14 protein-coding genes and 1 pseudogene are annotated in these 13,032 nt (G+C 60.5%); 8 read left to right on the forward strand and 7 right to left on the reverse strand.

Annotated elements, in window-relative coordinates:
- Window positions 1-209: 209 nt before the first annotated feature.
- Both BLV67_RS33700 and BLV67_RS33705 read left to right on the forward strand, forming a co-directional pair.
- A pseudogene (locus tag BLV67_RS33700) lies at window positions 210-1,031 on the forward strand (cache domain-containing protein); the annotation flags it as partial.
- 102 nt (window positions 1,032-1,133) lie between these two features.
- Complete coding sequence (locus tag BLV67_RS33705; protein ID WP_371318509.1) at window positions 1,134-1,889, forward strand: methyl-accepting chemotaxis protein; 756 nt, start codon at window positions 1,134-1,136, stop codon at window positions 1,887-1,889.
- A 65-nt stretch (window positions 1,890-1,954) separates the two neighbouring features.
- Here the strand turns inward: BLV67_RS33705 and trhP are convergent, their stop codons facing one another.
- Window positions 1,955-3,268 (reverse strand): prephenate-dependent tRNA uridine(34) hydroxylase TrhP, encoded by a 1,314-nt coding sequence (gene trhP, locus BLV67_RS20460; RefSeq protein ID WP_069786966.1) that lies wholly within the window; start codon window positions 3,266-3,268, stop codon window positions 1,955-1,957.
- Window positions 3,269-3,585: 317 nt separating this feature from the next.
- On the opposite strand from trhP, the gene BLV67_RS20465 reads away from it, so the two are divergent.
- Entirely contained in the window at window positions 3,586-4,653 is a 1,068-nt protein-coding gene (locus tag BLV67_RS20465) for an AI-2E family transporter (protein ID WP_065912354.1), read from the forward strand.
- Window positions 4,654-4,656: 3 nt separating this feature from the next.
- Here BLV67_RS20465 and BLV67_RS20470 read toward each other — a convergent pair whose 3' ends face one another.
- From BLV67_RS20470 to BLV67_RS20480, 3 genes are all read right to left on the reverse strand, one after another.
- Window positions 4,657-4,839, reverse strand: a complete 183-nt coding sequence (locus BLV67_RS20470; RefSeq protein ID WP_017135285.1) for a hypothetical protein — start codon at window positions 4,837-4,839, stop codon at window positions 4,657-4,659.
- A 91-nt stretch (window positions 4,840-4,930) separates the two neighbouring features.
- On the reverse strand, window positions 4,931-5,125 hold the full coding sequence (locus BLV67_RS20475) for a hypothetical protein (RefSeq protein ID WP_010211349.1): 195 nt from the start codon (window positions 5,123-5,125) through the stop codon (window positions 4,931-4,933).
- Window positions 5,126-5,381: 256 nt separating this feature from the next.
- A complete protein-coding gene (locus tag BLV67_RS20480) occupies window positions 5,382-5,735 on the reverse strand; it encodes a hypothetical protein (RefSeq protein ID WP_017135284.1) in 354 nt (117 codons plus the stop codon).
- A gap of 156 nt (window positions 5,736-5,891) precedes the next feature.
- On the opposite strand from BLV67_RS20480, the gene BLV67_RS20485 reads away from it, so the two are divergent.
- Window positions 5,892-6,710 carry a shikimate 5-dehydrogenase gene (locus tag BLV67_RS20485; protein WP_065912355.1) on the forward strand — a complete coding sequence of 273 codons (819 nt, stop codon included), beginning with the start codon at window positions 5,892-5,894 and terminating at the stop codon, window positions 6,708-6,710.
- Window positions 6,711-6,831: 121 nt separating this feature from the next.
- Here BLV67_RS20485 and BLV67_RS20490 read toward each other — a convergent pair whose 3' ends face one another.
- The gene (locus BLV67_RS20490) at window positions 6,832-7,482 is read right to left on the reverse strand and encodes a YceH family protein (RefSeq protein ID WP_065912357.1); all 651 of its coding nucleotides are present in this window, start codon (window positions 7,480-7,482) and stop codon (window positions 6,832-6,834) included.
- A gap of 116 nt (window positions 7,483-7,598) precedes the next feature.
- On the opposite strand from BLV67_RS20490, the gene BLV67_RS20495 reads away from it, so the two are divergent.
- The gene (locus BLV67_RS20495; protein WP_065912359.1) at window positions 7,599-8,108 is read left to right on the forward strand and encodes a DUF1993 domain-containing protein; all 510 of its coding nucleotides are present in this window, start codon (window positions 7,599-7,601) and stop codon (window positions 8,106-8,108) included.
- Between the two features lie 67 nt (window positions 8,109-8,175).
- Here the strand turns inward: BLV67_RS20495 and sstT are convergent, their stop codons facing one another.
- A complete protein-coding gene (gene sstT, locus BLV67_RS20500) occupies window positions 8,176-9,396 on the reverse strand; it encodes a serine/threonine transporter SstT (RefSeq protein WP_074854511.1) in 1,221 nt (406 codons plus the stop codon).
- Between the two features lie 241 nt (window positions 9,397-9,637).
- On the opposite strand from sstT, the gene BLV67_RS20505 reads away from it, so the two are divergent.
- The gene (locus tag BLV67_RS20505; protein WP_069786968.1) at window positions 9,638-10,792 is read left to right on the forward strand and encodes an MFS transporter; all 1,155 of its coding nucleotides are present in this window, start codon (window positions 9,638-9,640) and stop codon (window positions 10,790-10,792) included.
- Window positions 10,793-10,914: 122 nt separating this feature from the next.
- Here the strand turns inward: BLV67_RS20505 and nhaR are convergent, their stop codons facing one another.
- Window positions 10,915-11,817 (reverse strand): transcriptional activator NhaR, encoded by a 903-nt coding sequence (gene nhaR / locus BLV67_RS20510; RefSeq protein ID WP_065912365.1) that lies wholly within the window; start codon window positions 11,815-11,817, stop codon window positions 10,915-10,917.
- A 134-nt stretch (window positions 11,818-11,951) separates the two neighbouring features.
- Here nhaR and BLV67_RS20515 point away from each other — a divergent pair, with 134 nt between their 5' ends.
- Both BLV67_RS20515 and BLV67_RS20520 read left to right on the forward strand, forming a co-directional pair.
- Window positions 11,952-12,203, forward strand: coding sequence for a hypothetical protein (locus tag BLV67_RS20515; protein ID WP_065912366.1), 252 nt, complete (start codon window positions 11,952-11,954; stop codon window positions 12,201-12,203).
- A 28-nt stretch (window positions 12,204-12,231) separates the two neighbouring features.
- Window positions 12,232-12,981: a TerC family protein gene (locus BLV67_RS20520; RefSeq protein ID WP_074854512.1), complete on the forward strand. Its 750-nt coding sequence runs from the start codon at window positions 12,232-12,234 to the stop codon at window positions 12,979-12,981.
- Window positions 12,982-13,032 lie beyond the last annotated feature (51 nt).

The raw sequence follows: 13,032 nt of genomic DNA on the forward strand, positions 1-13,032 counted from the left end.
CCTGCGTTGGAGCGCGAAGCGGTCCTGAATCCAGGCACCTCGATCTACCTGGCGTGTTACGGCGCCTGAAAAGGGGGCTGCTACGCAGCCCAGCGCAGGGCAAGCCTGCTTGCCACAACAGTCCAGTCGCCACTCAGCCAAGGTGTCCTACAGATATTTCGCCACTGGCCGTTAACCTCTCAAGTCGCCACGAATAAGAGAGAAAAGCCATGCGTCTGAGTTTGAAGGCCAAAGTCCTGTCCCTGGCCGTTGTGCCGGTGTTGTTGTTTGCCGTGGTTATCAGCCTGACCACGGTGTGGATCCTGCAGGGCCAGGCGCGCAATGAGGTGGATGAAACCCGCCAGCGCCTGCTCAACGACGCCAAGGCCACGCTGCAAGGTTATGTGGAAGTGGCGATGACCACCATCAAGCCGCTCTACGACGCGGCCGCCCCCGGCGATACGGCGGCGCGGGCGCAGGTGGTCAAGCTGTTGTCCAACACGGCTTACGGCAAGGACGGCTACTTCTTCGGCTACGACTCCGAGACCATCCGCCTGTTCAAGGGCAACAGCCCCGACGGCGTGGGCAAGAGTTTCAAGGACAACCGCGACCCCAACGGTGTCTACGTCAACCGCGACCTGGTCAAGGTCGGCAAGGACGGCACCCACTACCTGCAATACAGCTCCACGCAACCTGGCCAGACCGAGCTGGTGCCCAAGCTTGGCTACACCGAGTACCTGCCCAAGTGGGACATGGTGATTGGTACGTCGGTGAACCTCGATGGCATCGAAGCCCAGGTGGCGGTGGTCGAGGCCAAGGTCGAAAAACGCATGGAAGGCGTGCTGCTGAGCATCCTCGGCGTGGCGGTGGTGGTGCTGTTGGTGATTGCAGCGGTCGGCATGCTGGTGGCCAATACCATCTTGCGCCCACTGAACCTGATGAAAGCCAACCTCGACGATATCGCCGCGGGCGAGGGCGACTTGACCCGCCGCCTGGCCATCACCAGCCAGGACGAGCTGGGGGAATTGGCCGGCGCGTTCAACCGCTTCGTCGACAAGATCCACGGCCTGGTGCGTCAGATTACCGAAATGACCGCGCAACTTACCGGGCTGGTCAGCCAGGTGTCCGAGCAGGCCCAGCGCTCGGAAACCGCCATGGAGCGCCAGCGTCACGAGACCGATCAGGTGGCGACCGCCATCAACCAAATGTCCTCGGCAGCCCACGAAGTGGCACGCAGTGCACAAGGCGCCGCCGTCGCCGCGCAACAGACCGACGCCGAAGGCCAGGCCGCCAAGCGGGTGGTGGACGGCAGCATCGCGCAGATCCATGCACTGGTGAATGACATTCGCAGCAGCGGCGTGTCCCTCGACAGCTTGCAGCAGGATGTGTCGTCGATTGTCAGCGTGCTTGGCGTGATCCGTTCGATTGCCGAGCAGACCAACCTGCTGGCCCTCAACGCCGCCATCGAAGCCGCACGGGCCGGGGAGGCCGGGCGTGGTTTTGCCGTGGTCGCCGACGAAGTCCGCGCGCTGGCCAGCCGCACGCAAACCAGCACTCAGGAAATCCAGGGCATGATCGACCGCCTGCAAAAAGGCACGGTTGCCGCTGTGGATGCCATGCGCCGCTCCAGCGATGCCGGTGACGGCACTTCTGCCCAGGCCAACCAGGCCGGCGCGTCGCTGGACACCATGGCGCAGTTGATTGGCACCATCAACTCGATGAACGCGCAAATCGCCAGCGCCGCCGAAGAGCAGACCGCCGTGGCCGAAGAGATCAACCGCAGCGTGCATCAGATTGCCGTGGCGGTGGACAGCGTGGCCGATGAAACCCAGTTGGGCGCGCAAACCTCGCGAAGCCTGGCGGACCTGGGCCAGCGCCTGGGGCAATTGGTGGGGCAGTTCAGGATCTGATCAACCCCGGCTTCAGCGTATGTGTGCCTGGCGCTACTACGAACAGGCCTGTCACCGCCCCTGCGTTAGACGTCACGCATCAGCAGGCCGAAGCGCAGGTCCATGTCGCTCGGCAGTGGCACATACACCGTGTGCCCATCCCCCGGCGCCACGTCTATGGCCTCGCCCTTGGCGTTGTGCAGGTTGGCGAGGTCAAAGTGAAAGTTGCCGGCCGGTGTCATCAATTCCAAATGATTGCCCACGGCAAAGCGATTCTTCACCTTGACCTCGGCCAGTTCGCCCCGGCGCTCGCCGGTCATTTCGCCGACAAACTGCTGGCGCTCCGACACCGAACTGCCGTTCCGGTAGTTCTGATATTCGTCGTGTACATGGCGACGCAGGAAACCTTCGGTGTAGCCACGTTGGGCCAGGGACTCAAGATTGGTCATCAGGTTGCGGTCAAACGCTCGGCCCGCCACCGCATCGTCAATGGCCTGGCGATACACCTGGGTGGTGCGCGCGCAGTAGAAGTGGGACTTGGTGCGGCCCTCGATCTTCAGCGAATGCACGCCCATGTGCGTCAGGCGCTCCACGTGCTGCACGGCGCGCAGGTCCTTGGCGTTCATGATGTAAGTGCCGTGTTCGTCTTCGAAGGCGGGCATCTGCTCATCCGGGCGGTTGGCTTCTTGCAGCAAAAACACCTGGTCGGTCGGCGCACCGATCCCCAAGGTCGGTTCACAGTGCTGGACGATATCGCCCGTGGCGTTCTCCACCGCCGGCGTGGCCGAGTATTTCCAGCGGCACGCGTTGGTGCAGGTGCCTTGGTTGGCATCGCGCTTGTTCATATAGCCGGACAACAAGCAGCGCCCGGAATAGGCCATGCACAGGGCGCCATGCACAAACACTTCCAGCTCCATGGCGGGCACCTGTTGGCGGATTTCGCCGATTTCTTCCAGTGATAACTCTCGCGACAGAATCACCCGGCCGATACCTTGCTGCTGCCAGAACGCGACGCTGGCCCAATTCACTGTATTGGCCTGCACCGACAAGTGAATCGGCATGCACGGGAAGTGACGGCGTACCAGCATGATCAAGCCCGGGTCGGACATGATCAACGCGTCCGGGCCCATGGCGATCACCGGGGCCAAATCCTTGAGGAAGGTCTTGAGCTTGGCATTGTGCGGGGCAATGTTGATCACCACGTAGAAACGCTTGCCCAGTGCATGCGCCTCCTGGATGCCGAGCGCGAGGTTGGCGTGGTCGAACTCGTTATTGCGCACCCGCAGGCTGTAGCGCGGCTGGCCGGCGTAGACCGCATCGGCGCCGTAGGCGAAGGCATAACGCATGTTTTTCAGGGTGCCGGCGGGGGCGAGCAGTTCGGGGGCAATCACGGGGGGCATGGGCTCAGGTCGCAAAAGGTCGCGAGGGTAAAGGAGCTGGCCTGAGTATTTATTGATCCAGGTCGGGCTTTTGCCGGTTTTTGTATCGCCGTGTATGGGGGTGGGCTGTTCTACTTCAATACCTGCGCCACCCGCTACGAGCGGCTTGGGGATGATTGGCGTGCACACGCCCGAATACGCGGGCGATTCAGGCACTGTTGAACGAGGCCAAGGCGATTCAATGAGGCGGTCTATGCTTGAAGGGCACTCCCAGGTTTTGCCGCGGACTAAGCAACAGGGCCGCTGAAGGCCCTCTGCTTTTCTGACATGGACCGGACATGAACCAAACCAACCTTCAATTCAAAACCCTGCTGTTATTGCTGGTCCTGGTGACCATCGCCTTTATCTGGATATTGCTGCCGTTCTACGGCGCGGTGTTCTGGGCGGTCATCCTTGGCATCATCTTCGCCCCGATGCAGCGGCGCCTGCAGCAACGCTTCAGCTGGAACCGCAACCTGACATCGCTGGCGACTCTGACGGTGTGCCTGGTGATTGCGATTCTGCCGGTGATCATCACCAGCGTGCTGCTGGTGCAAGAGGGCGCCACCCTCTACAAAAATATCGAAAGCGGTAAGTTGGACGTGGCGGGCTATATCGAACAGTTCAAGAACTTCCTGCCGCCGTACTTCCAGCACCTGCTCGACCGCTTCGGCATGGGCAACCTGGAGGGCCTGCGGGAAAAGATCGTCAAGAGCGCGATGCAGGGCAGCCAGTTCTTTGCCACCCAGGCGTTCAGCTTCGGCCAGGGCACGTTTGATTTCCTGGTGAGCTTTTTCATCATGCTGTACCTGTTGTTTTTCCTGCTGCGTGACGGCCCGGAACTGGTGCGCAAGGTACGTACGGCGGTGCCGTTGGCCGAGCCGCAAAAGCGCCGGTTGCAACTCAAGTTCAATCGGGTGGTGCGCGCCACGGTCAAGGGCAACGTGCTGGTCGCCGTGACCCAGGGCGCGCTGGGCGGTTTGATCTTCTGGTTCCTGGACATTCCCAGCGCGTTGCTCTGGGCGGTATTGATGGCGTTTCTGTCGTTGTTGCCGGCGGTCGGCGCAGGGATTGTGTGGGGGCCGGTGGCCGCCTACTTCCTGTTGAGTGGCTCGATCTGGCAGGGCGTGGTACTGGGCTTGTTCGGCGTGTTCGTGATCGGGCTGGTGGACAATGTATTGCGCCCGATCCTGGTGGGCAAGGACACCAAGATGCCGGATTACCTGATCCTGATCTCGACCTTGGGCGGCCTGTCGGTGTTTGGCTTGAATGGCTTTGTGATCGGGCCGCTGGTGGCGGCGCTGTTTATGTCCAGCTGGGCGCTTTTTGTCGAAAGCAAACCGCGGGTCAAGCTGCCATTGCCATAGATTTCAGGCGTGAAGCCTGAAGTTCGACACCTGCTGTTGCTGTTGTTGCGCAGCGGACAGTGAGGTGAGCGGGCCGCTGATGGTTTCACCATCGCGTACCACATACCAGCAGGCCAATAACCCAAGCTCCCGGAGCGGGGCGGGGACGGCACTGCCGACAACGGACATGATTTGAACAGTGGGCATAGGGACCTCCAAAGGCTATGGGGGTCACCTTACGGGCTGATGGCGCGTAGGAAAAATCACCCATCTCGATAGTCAACATTAACGCCAGGCGTCAATCGACCACTTGATCGAGCATGTTCACCACTTCCTGTTCGCTGAGCAGGCCTTTGCGCACCAGGTTTTCTGCCAGCAGCGCGAGAAATTTTGCGCTGCGGTGGCCCTCAAGGTGCTTGAGTTCGGTGAGTGCGCTGTAGACCTTGCTGGACGTGCACAGGCCAGCGGTGCGGTGCGGGTTTTGCGTGGGCATGTTCAGTCGTCCTTAATTGTTATTGGGTGGACCGCTCGATAGTGAGACCGTTGGGTGACGTAAACATGACAGCGCAAGCTCAGGTCTTGCAAGTGGACATTTGACAGTCATGATGTGGGATTGCGCATCGGGCATTGTCCTCATAGCGACCTTGGCATGATAAAACCGGGCTTTTCAGGCAAAACACAGGCAAAACCCAAGCAAAAAAAGACCCCGCGTGTGGGCGAGGCCTGTTCATTCCCAACCTGACTGCGTATTACCAGCCGCGGCCATAATAACCGTGGGGAGGGCCGTAGTAGCCGCGCGGTGGGCCGTAATACACCGGTGCCGGGCGGTAGTAAACCCGCTGTTGCACATATACCGGCGGTGGCGGTGCGTAGTAGACCGGCGGCGGCGCGGCATACACCGGTTGCGGTTGCACATACACCGGTTGCTGCACGTAGACCGGCTGGGATTGGCTGGCAACTACGGAGCCGACAACGGCTGCGCCGATCAAACCACCCAATATGGCCGGGCCACCCCAACCACCACCGTGGGCGGAGGCTTGGCCTGCCATAGCGAGTGCGCCGATAAGCAAGGCGATTTTGGGGATTTTACGAATCATGGTCATTCCTCGGTTAGCCCCTGCGCTTGTGGTCTGCAATCAATAGACTCAAGGATTGTCGCGGGGATACTTTTAAGACAACGTATTTCTGAAAAACAGCACCGCCGCTAGGTAAAGGTTGTGTAAGGTCTGTACCGATTTGCTTACTCAAAGGAGTTTTCCATGCAGATGCACCCCAACAAGGACACCCAGCTGTGCATGTCATTGTCGGCGCGTCCCGGGAATTTTGGCTTGCGATTTCACAACCATCTGTACGAACAACTGGGGCTGAATTTCTACTATAAAGCCTTCAGCAGCCAGGATTTGCCCGGTGCGATCGGCGGTATTCGGGCGCTGGGCATCCGTGGTTGCGGGGTGTCCATGCCGTTCAAGGAAGCCAGCATCGCCCTGGTGGATGAGCTGGACGCTTCGGTCAAGGCCATCACCTCGCTCAACACCATCGTCAACACCGACGGCCATCTCAAGGCCTACAACACCGACTACATTGCGGTGGAACAACTGCTGAAAAAACATGCGGTACCCAAAGACTCGACCTTTGCCCTGCGTGGCAGCGGCGGTATGGGCAAGGCGGTGGCCAGTGCCCTGCGCGATGGCGGCTACGCCAACGGCGTGATTGTGGCGCGCAATGAAGCGGCGGGCCGGGCGTTGGCGCAAAGCCTGGGGTATGAGTGGCGAGCAGAACTGGGCGAGTTGCGCCCGCAGATGCTGGTCAACGTGACGCCGATCGGCATGACCGGCGGGGCAGAGGCGGACCAGTTGGCCTTTGACGCCGACGCTGTGGACGCTGCTGAAACTGTGTTCGATGTGGTGGCGATCCCCGCGGAAACACCGTTGATCCTGCGTGGACGTGCCCAGGGCAAACGGGTGATTACCGGGTTGGAAGTGATCGCGATCCAGGCGTTGGAGCAGTTTGTGCTGTACACCGGTGTGCGGCCTACGCAAGAGCAGTTTGAGGCGGCGGTGGCCTTTGCCCGAACCTAAAGCGCTGCGCAGGTCCAAATGTGGGAGCGGGCTTGCTCGCGAAGGCGCAGTGTCAGTCACTGGATATATCGACTGATCCACCGCCTTCGCGAGCAAGCCCGCTCCCACATTTTTAATCGGGTTAAGCTTGTTCCAGCTGGGCCAGGCGTTCTTCCAGCGCTGCAATCCTGGCTTCAAGCTCCTCAATACGCTCCACCGAAACCCCACCGGCCGAGCGCTCCACCGGGCTCCCGCGTGCCGCGATAATCGCCTCAATATCCGCCGGATCCCCCAACGCATGGGTATAACGGTCTTCCCGTTGCCCGGCCTGGCGCGGCACCAGCACCGCCAGCCCGCGTGCAATCAGGCGTTCGAGCTGGTGCACGACCTGTTCGGCGTCTTCAAAATCATGCATGCGGCCGCTACGGGTCAGCAGTTCGTTGACGGTCTGCGGCCCACGCAAAAACAGCAGCCCTATCAGGATCACCTGGGCCGGCACCAGCTCCAGCGCCTTGTCCACCCGGTGCTCCCAGCGGTCGGCGCGGCTGCCCATCACCAGGCGGGTAAAGCCCTGGCCTTCGAGCACCCGCAGGCTCTGGCCGACCTGGCCCTGGCTCAAGTTGGTCACCGGTTCCCGGCTGGTCTTCTGGTTGCAGGCCAGCACCAGCGCATTAAGCGTGAGCGGATAGGTTTCCGGGTTGGTCGCCTGTTTTTCGATCAGGCAGCCCAGGATGCGGATTTCCGTGCTGTTCAGGCGCGGCTCAGCAGTGTCGGTGTCGTGCTCGGCGGTCATCGCGCTTTCCCTATGCAGTGAAGCTCACTAGCCTAATCCTGAAAAAATAAAAGACAAGCCGCAGGCATGGCTATAATCGCCGCTGGTTCAAACCCTGCCATTACCGTGAGACTGTCATGACTATTTCCCTGTACGCCGCTTCTATCCCGGTCTTCAAGCAAATGCTCAACGCCCTGAGCGATGTACTGAACAAAGCCGAAGCCCACGCCACCGCCAAGAACATCGAACCCAACGCCTTGCTGCAAGCGCGTCTGTTCCCGGACATGTTCCAGCTGGTGCGCCAGGTGCAGATCGCCGTCGACTTCGCCAAGGGTGTTTCCGCGCGTCTGGCCGAAATCGACGTGCCGAAGTACGAAGACAGCGAAGTGACCTTCGCCGACCTGCAAGCGCTGATCGCCAAGGTGCTGGCATTTGTCGACACCATCAAGCCTGAGCAAATCGACGGCAAGGAAGGCATCGAAATCATCACCCGCCCAGGCACGCCGAAAGAGAAGCGCTTCAGCGGCCAGTCCTACCTGCTGACCTACGGCCTGCCGCAGTTCTTCTTCCACGTCACCACTGCTTACGCTTTGCTGCGCCATAACGGTGTGGAAGTGGGCAAGCGCGATTACATGGGCGCTTTCTAAGCCTCCAGATACAAAAAAGCCCGGGGTCGTTCTTGTCGAACGCCCCGGGCTTTTTTACGCCTTATGGTTAAGCCGTTTGCTCTTCCTTGCCCAGGCAAGCGGCTGCCGTGAACAGCACATCGGTGGACGAGTTGAGCGCGGTTTCCGCCGAATCCTGCAGCACACCTATGATGAAGCCCACGGCCACCACCTGCATGGCGATCTCGCTGCGAATGCCGAACAGGCTGCACGCCAGGGGAATCAGCAGCAACGAGCCACCGGCCACACCCGACGCGCCGCAGGCGCATACCGCCGCGACCACGCTGAGCAGCACGGCGGTTGGCATGTCCACGGCAATACCGAGCGTGTGCACGGCGGCCAGGGTCAACACCGTGATGGTAATCGCCGCGCCGGCCATATTGATGGTGGCGCCCAGCGGGATCGACACCGAATAAGTATCTTCATGCAGGCCCAGGCGTTTGCTCAGCGCCAGGTTCACCGGGATATTCGCCGCCGAACTGCGCGTGAAGAACGCGGTGATGCCGCTTTCGCGCAAGCACATCAGCACCAGCGGATAAGGGTTGCGGCGCAGTTTCCAGAACACGATGGCCGGGTTGATCACCAGCGCGACGAACAGCATGCAGCCGATCAGCACCACCAGCAGGTGGGCATAACCGAGCAGGGCGCCGAAACCGGAGGTGGCCAGGGTCGAGGCCACCAGGCCGAAGATGCCCAGCGGCGCAAAGCGGATGACCACGCGCACGATCAGGGTGACGCCGTTGGACAGGTCGTCCAGCACCGTGCGAGTGGTAACACCAGCATGGCGAATCGCGATGCCCATGCCGATGGCCCAGGCCAGAATACCGATGAAGTTGGCATTCATCAGCGCGCTTACCGGGTTATCCACCACGCTCAGCAGCAGGCCTTGCAGCACCTCGCCGATGCCGCCGGGGGCGCTGACGGTGGCGTCATGGGTGGCCAGCACCAAAGACGACGGGAACAGCATACTGGCGACCACCGCGACGACGGCAGCGGCAAAGGTGCCGAGCAGGTACAGGAACAGGATTGGCTTGATATGGGTTTCCTGGCCATGTTTATGGTTGGCGATCGACGCCATGACCAATACAAACACCAGAATCGGTGCAACGGCTTTCAGCGCGGTGACAAACACCTTGCCGATAAACCCGGTGGCACGCGCCGCCTCGGGCAATAACAGGGCGAGCAGGATACCGGCCAGCAGGCCGATGACAATTTGGGTGACCAGGCTGACGCGCATCAGTCGTTGCAGCAGGGAAGGGGCAGCAGTCATAAACAGTTGTCTCTAGTTTTTTTAGTAGGACGCAGCATTGCAGGCAGGTAGCGCCGTAGGAAGCAGGCCCAAAGTCTAACATGCTGTAGGAAGCGTCCCATTCGGTGCGGCATTCCGTCACCCGCACCTGTAGGGTTTGGCCAGGCCAAGACCTATTCTGTTAAGATTGCCGCCTCTCATCTTTCCTCTCTGTCAGCGAGCCCTTCGGGCTGTCGTTGATGTCGTCGTTTCTGGAGTTTTCATGTTGTTCCCTATCCTGCTGCTGTCGGCCGCCGGTTTTACCGTGCTGACCACAGAATTCATCATTGTCGGGCTGCTGCCGTCGATCGCCCGCGACCTGAACGTCAGCGTGTCCCAGGCCGGGCTGCTGGTAACGCTGTTCGCATTTACCGTGGCGGCGTTCGGACCGTTCCTGACCGCATACTTCGCTCGGTTCCAGCGCAAGCGCCTGTTTATCAGCATTCTGATCATGTTTGCGCTGGCCAATACCGTGGCGGCATTGGCGCCGAATATCTGGGTCATGGCCTTGGCGCGCTTGATTCCGGCGTTGGGTTTGCCAGTGTTTTGGGCCTTGGCGAGTGAAACGGCAGTGGATATCGTCGGGCCGGAATTCGCCGGCCGGGCCATTGAAAAAATCGGTTTCGGGATTGTCTGCGCCACGGTGTTCGGCATTCCGGTGGGCACCTTGATTTCCGATATGTTCGGCTGGCGCACCGCGTTTGCCATTCTCGCCGTGGTCGCGTTGGCCAAGGCCTTGCTGCTGTTTATCTACCTGCCGGTGACCACACCCAAGAACGATCAGGTGAGCCTGCGCTCGCAGTTCAAGATCCTGCGCAGCCCGTTGATGCAGGGCCATATCCTGCTGTCGATCCTGGTGTTCAGCGGCATGTTTACCGCATACACCTATCTGGCGGACATCCTCGAGCGCCTGGCCGGCTTCGACGGCACGCGGGTGGGCTGGTGCCTGATGGGCTTTGGCGCGGTGGGCCTGATCGGCAACGCCCTTGGCGGGCGTGCGGTGGACCGTCATCCGCTGATTGCGTCCATGGTGTTCTGCGGGTTCATGATCGCCGGCATGGTCGCGGTGGTCCCGGCGATTCACTCCAGTATTGGCCTGGCAGCGGCGATGGCGGTGTGGGGCGTGACCCAGGCGGCGATGTTTCTGGTCAGCCATGTGCGCCTGATGAAAGCCGCGCCCCACGCCCCGGCGTTTGCCGCGTCATTGAACATCGCCGGGGCCAATCTGGGGATTGGCCTGGGGGCCATGGTGGGTGGGCATGTGATTGACACCCTGGGGCTTGCCAGCCTGGGCTTCGCGGCGTCCGGGTTTATCCTGGTGTCGATCCTGCTGGCGCTGTGGTTGATGACCGCGAAACCTATGCCTGCCCGCGCTTGATCGTTCCCACGCTCTGCGTGGGCATGCATCCTGTGACGCTCCGCGTCACCGCGTTAACAGCAGGACGCGGAGCGTCCGAGGCGGCATTCCCACGCGGAGCGTGGGAACGATCAACCTTGCCGTCAGGGCAGGGCGGTAAACAGCTCGCGCCGCGCCCCTTCGGTAATCGCCACGATGCCGGGGTGTTTGATCTTGCGCTCCACCGAGATTGCGTAGAACGACTCGGTGACCGCATCGGTCTGGCCGATCAGCGCTACGCCATATTGGCGCACCACCTCATCGGCGATCACGCTGGGGGCAATAAATATCCCGCTGCCCGACTGCCCAAACGCCTGCATCAACGCGCTGTCGTCGAACTCACCGATGATCCTCGGCTGGATCTGCTGCTCGGCAAACCAGCGCTGCAAGCGGCTGCGCACCACCGTCTCGGCACCCGGAATCAATAACGGCGCGCCCTGCAGGCAGTGTGGGAAATCGCCGCCGTATTGGTCAGCCAACGCCTGAGTGGCAAAAAAGCTGATGCCGCATTCCCCGAGTTTCTGGCTGTAGCCTTTGATGTCCAAATGCGTAGGCATCGGGCTGTCGGAGATCACCAGGTCAAGGCGCTGAATCGCCAGGTCGGCCAGTAAGCGTTCGAGTTTGTCTTCACGGCAGGTGATGCGCATCGGCTCGCTCAGCTCCATGGTCGGCGCGATCAGCCGGTAAACGATGGACTTGGGCACCACATCCGCCACCCCGACCCGAAACAGGATCTGCTGTTCGTCGGGTGCTGCGCGCAACATGGCTTCCAGTTCGTTACCGGTCTGGAACATCTGTTCGGCGTAGGGCAAGGCCCGTCGCCCGGCTTCGGTGAGTTCCAATTGGCGACCGACGCGTTGAAACAGCGCGATACCAAAGGTCTGCTCCAGCAGGCTGATCTGGCCGCTGATGGTCTGGGGCGTGAGGTTCAGCTGCTCACACGCGCGCACAATACTGCCGGTCTTGGCCACCACCCAGAAGTAATGCAATTGTCGATAATTGAGCATGGCGGCCTACACTTCGTAAAAATCGAAGTATATATGAGAAAAATACGAATTTTACTGAAGTGTTCAGCTGCATAGAATGCCTCGCTATCGAGGGGCCACTATTTGGACCCAATGGTTCTAACGAGGAATACATGATGAAACTCAATTCCCTGGGCGCGGCGTCCGTCCTTGCGCTTTCATTGGTGATGATCAGCGGCTGTGATCAAGTCGAAAAGAGCGCGCAGCAGGTGCTGGGCAAAGCCACCGAATCGGCCAAACAAGCCATCGATGACACCCACAAGGCCGCCGAGCAGGCATTGAGTGAAGCGACCCAGGGTTTGATCCAGCCTGAAAAAGACGCTGAGCAGGCCGAAAAAGAATCTGAAACCGAACGTAAAGAAGCTTAATTTCCCAGCACAACGTCAGGACTGACCTATGGACTACCTTTTACAACTGGCCGCCAGCCCGACCGCCTGGGTCGCACTGGCCACCTTGATCGTCATGGAGATCGTGCTGGGCATCGACAACCTGATCTTCATCTCGATCCTTACCAATAAATTGCCCGAGAAACACCGGGCCAAAGCGCGGCGTATTGGCATCAGTATGGCGTTGATCCTGCGTCTGGGCCTGTTGAGCACCATCGCGTTTATCGTGCAGTTGACGGCGCCGGTGTTCGAGATCTTCGATCAGGCGTTCTCCTGGAAAGACATGATCCTGATTGCCGGTGGCCTGTTCCTGGTGTGGAAGGCTACCACCGAGATCCACCACAGCATGGACCCGGAGCCCGAGGACAAGGCCAGCGTCAGCAACACCGTGGCCATCGGCTTTGCCGCCGCGATTGGGCAGATCCTGTTGCTCGACCTGGTGTTCTCCATCGACAGCATCATTACCGCCGTGGGCATGACCGAGCACTTGCCGATCATGATCATCGCAGTAGTCGTCTCGGTGATCGTGATGTTGGTGGCGGCTGAACCGTTGGCCAAGTTCATTAACGACAACCCGACCGTGGTGATGCTGGCCCTGGGCTTCTTGATCATGATCGGCATGACGCTGATCGCCGAAGGCTTCGGCGCCCACGTGCCAAAAGGCTACGTGTATGCGGCCATGGCGTTCTCGGCGGTGATCGAATGCCTGAACATTGCCCGACGTAACCGCCACAAGCGTTTGCTCGCTGCCCGCCAGTAAGCGCTGAACCCAAAAGCCGGCTGCGCTCACAAGAGCCCAGCCGGCTTTTTG

Source organism: Pseudomonas salomonii, assembly GCF_900107155.1.
In the GTDB taxonomy this organism is placed as follows: domain Bacteria; phylum Pseudomonadota; class Gammaproteobacteria; order Pseudomonadales; family Pseudomonadaceae; genus Aquipseudomonas; species Aquipseudomonas salomonii.

Excerpts from the sequence above, each read along its gene's own strand:
- BLV67_RS33705 (WP_371318509.1), top strand. The coding sequence starts at position 1,134 with ATGGAGCGCCAGCGTCACGAGACCGATCAGGTGGCGACCGCCATCAAC.
- trhP (WP_069786966.1), bottom strand. The coding sequence starts at position 3,268 with ATGCCCCCCGTGATTGCCCCCGAACTGCTCGCCCCCGCCGGCACCCTG.
- BLV67_RS20465 (WP_065912354.1), top strand. The coding sequence starts at position 3,586 with ATGAACCAAACCAACCTTCAATTCAAAACCCTGCTGTTATTGCTGGTC.
- BLV67_RS20470 (WP_017135285.1), bottom strand. The coding sequence starts at position 4,839 with ATGCCCACTGTTCAAATCATGTCCGTTGTCGGCAGTGCCGTCCCCGCC.
- BLV67_RS20475 (WP_010211349.1), bottom strand. The coding sequence starts at position 5,125 with ATGCCCACGCAAAACCCGCACCGCACCGCTGGCCTGTGCACGTCCAGC.
- BLV67_RS20480 (WP_017135284.1), bottom strand. The coding sequence starts at position 5,735 with ATGACCATGATTCGTAAAATCCCCAAAATCGCCTTGCTTATCGGCGCA.
- BLV67_RS20485 (WP_065912355.1), top strand. The coding sequence starts at position 5,892 with ATGCAGATGCACCCCAACAAGGACACCCAGCTGTGCATGTCATTGTCG.
- BLV67_RS20490 (WP_065912357.1), bottom strand. The coding sequence starts at position 7,482 with ATGACCGCCGAGCACGACACCGACACTGCTGAGCCGCGCCTGAACAGC.
- BLV67_RS20495 (WP_065912359.1), top strand. The coding sequence starts at position 7,599 with ATGACTATTTCCCTGTACGCCGCTTCTATCCCGGTCTTCAAGCAAATG.
- sstT (WP_074854511.1), bottom strand. The coding sequence starts at position 9,396 with ATGACTGCTGCCCCTTCCCTGCTGCAACGACTGATGCGCGTCAGCCTG.
- BLV67_RS20505 (WP_069786968.1), top strand. The coding sequence starts at position 9,638 with ATGTTGTTCCCTATCCTGCTGCTGTCGGCCGCCGGTTTTACCGTGCTG.
- nhaR (WP_065912365.1), bottom strand. The coding sequence starts at position 11,817 with ATGCTCAATTATCGACAATTGCATTACTTCTGGGTGGTGGCCAAGACC.
- BLV67_RS20515 (WP_065912366.1), top strand. The coding sequence starts at position 11,952 with ATGAAACTCAATTCCCTGGGCGCGGCGTCCGTCCTTGCGCTTTCATTG.
- BLV67_RS20520 (WP_074854512.1), top strand. The coding sequence starts at position 12,232 with ATGGACTACCTTTTACAACTGGCCGCCAGCCCGACCGCCTGGGTCGCA.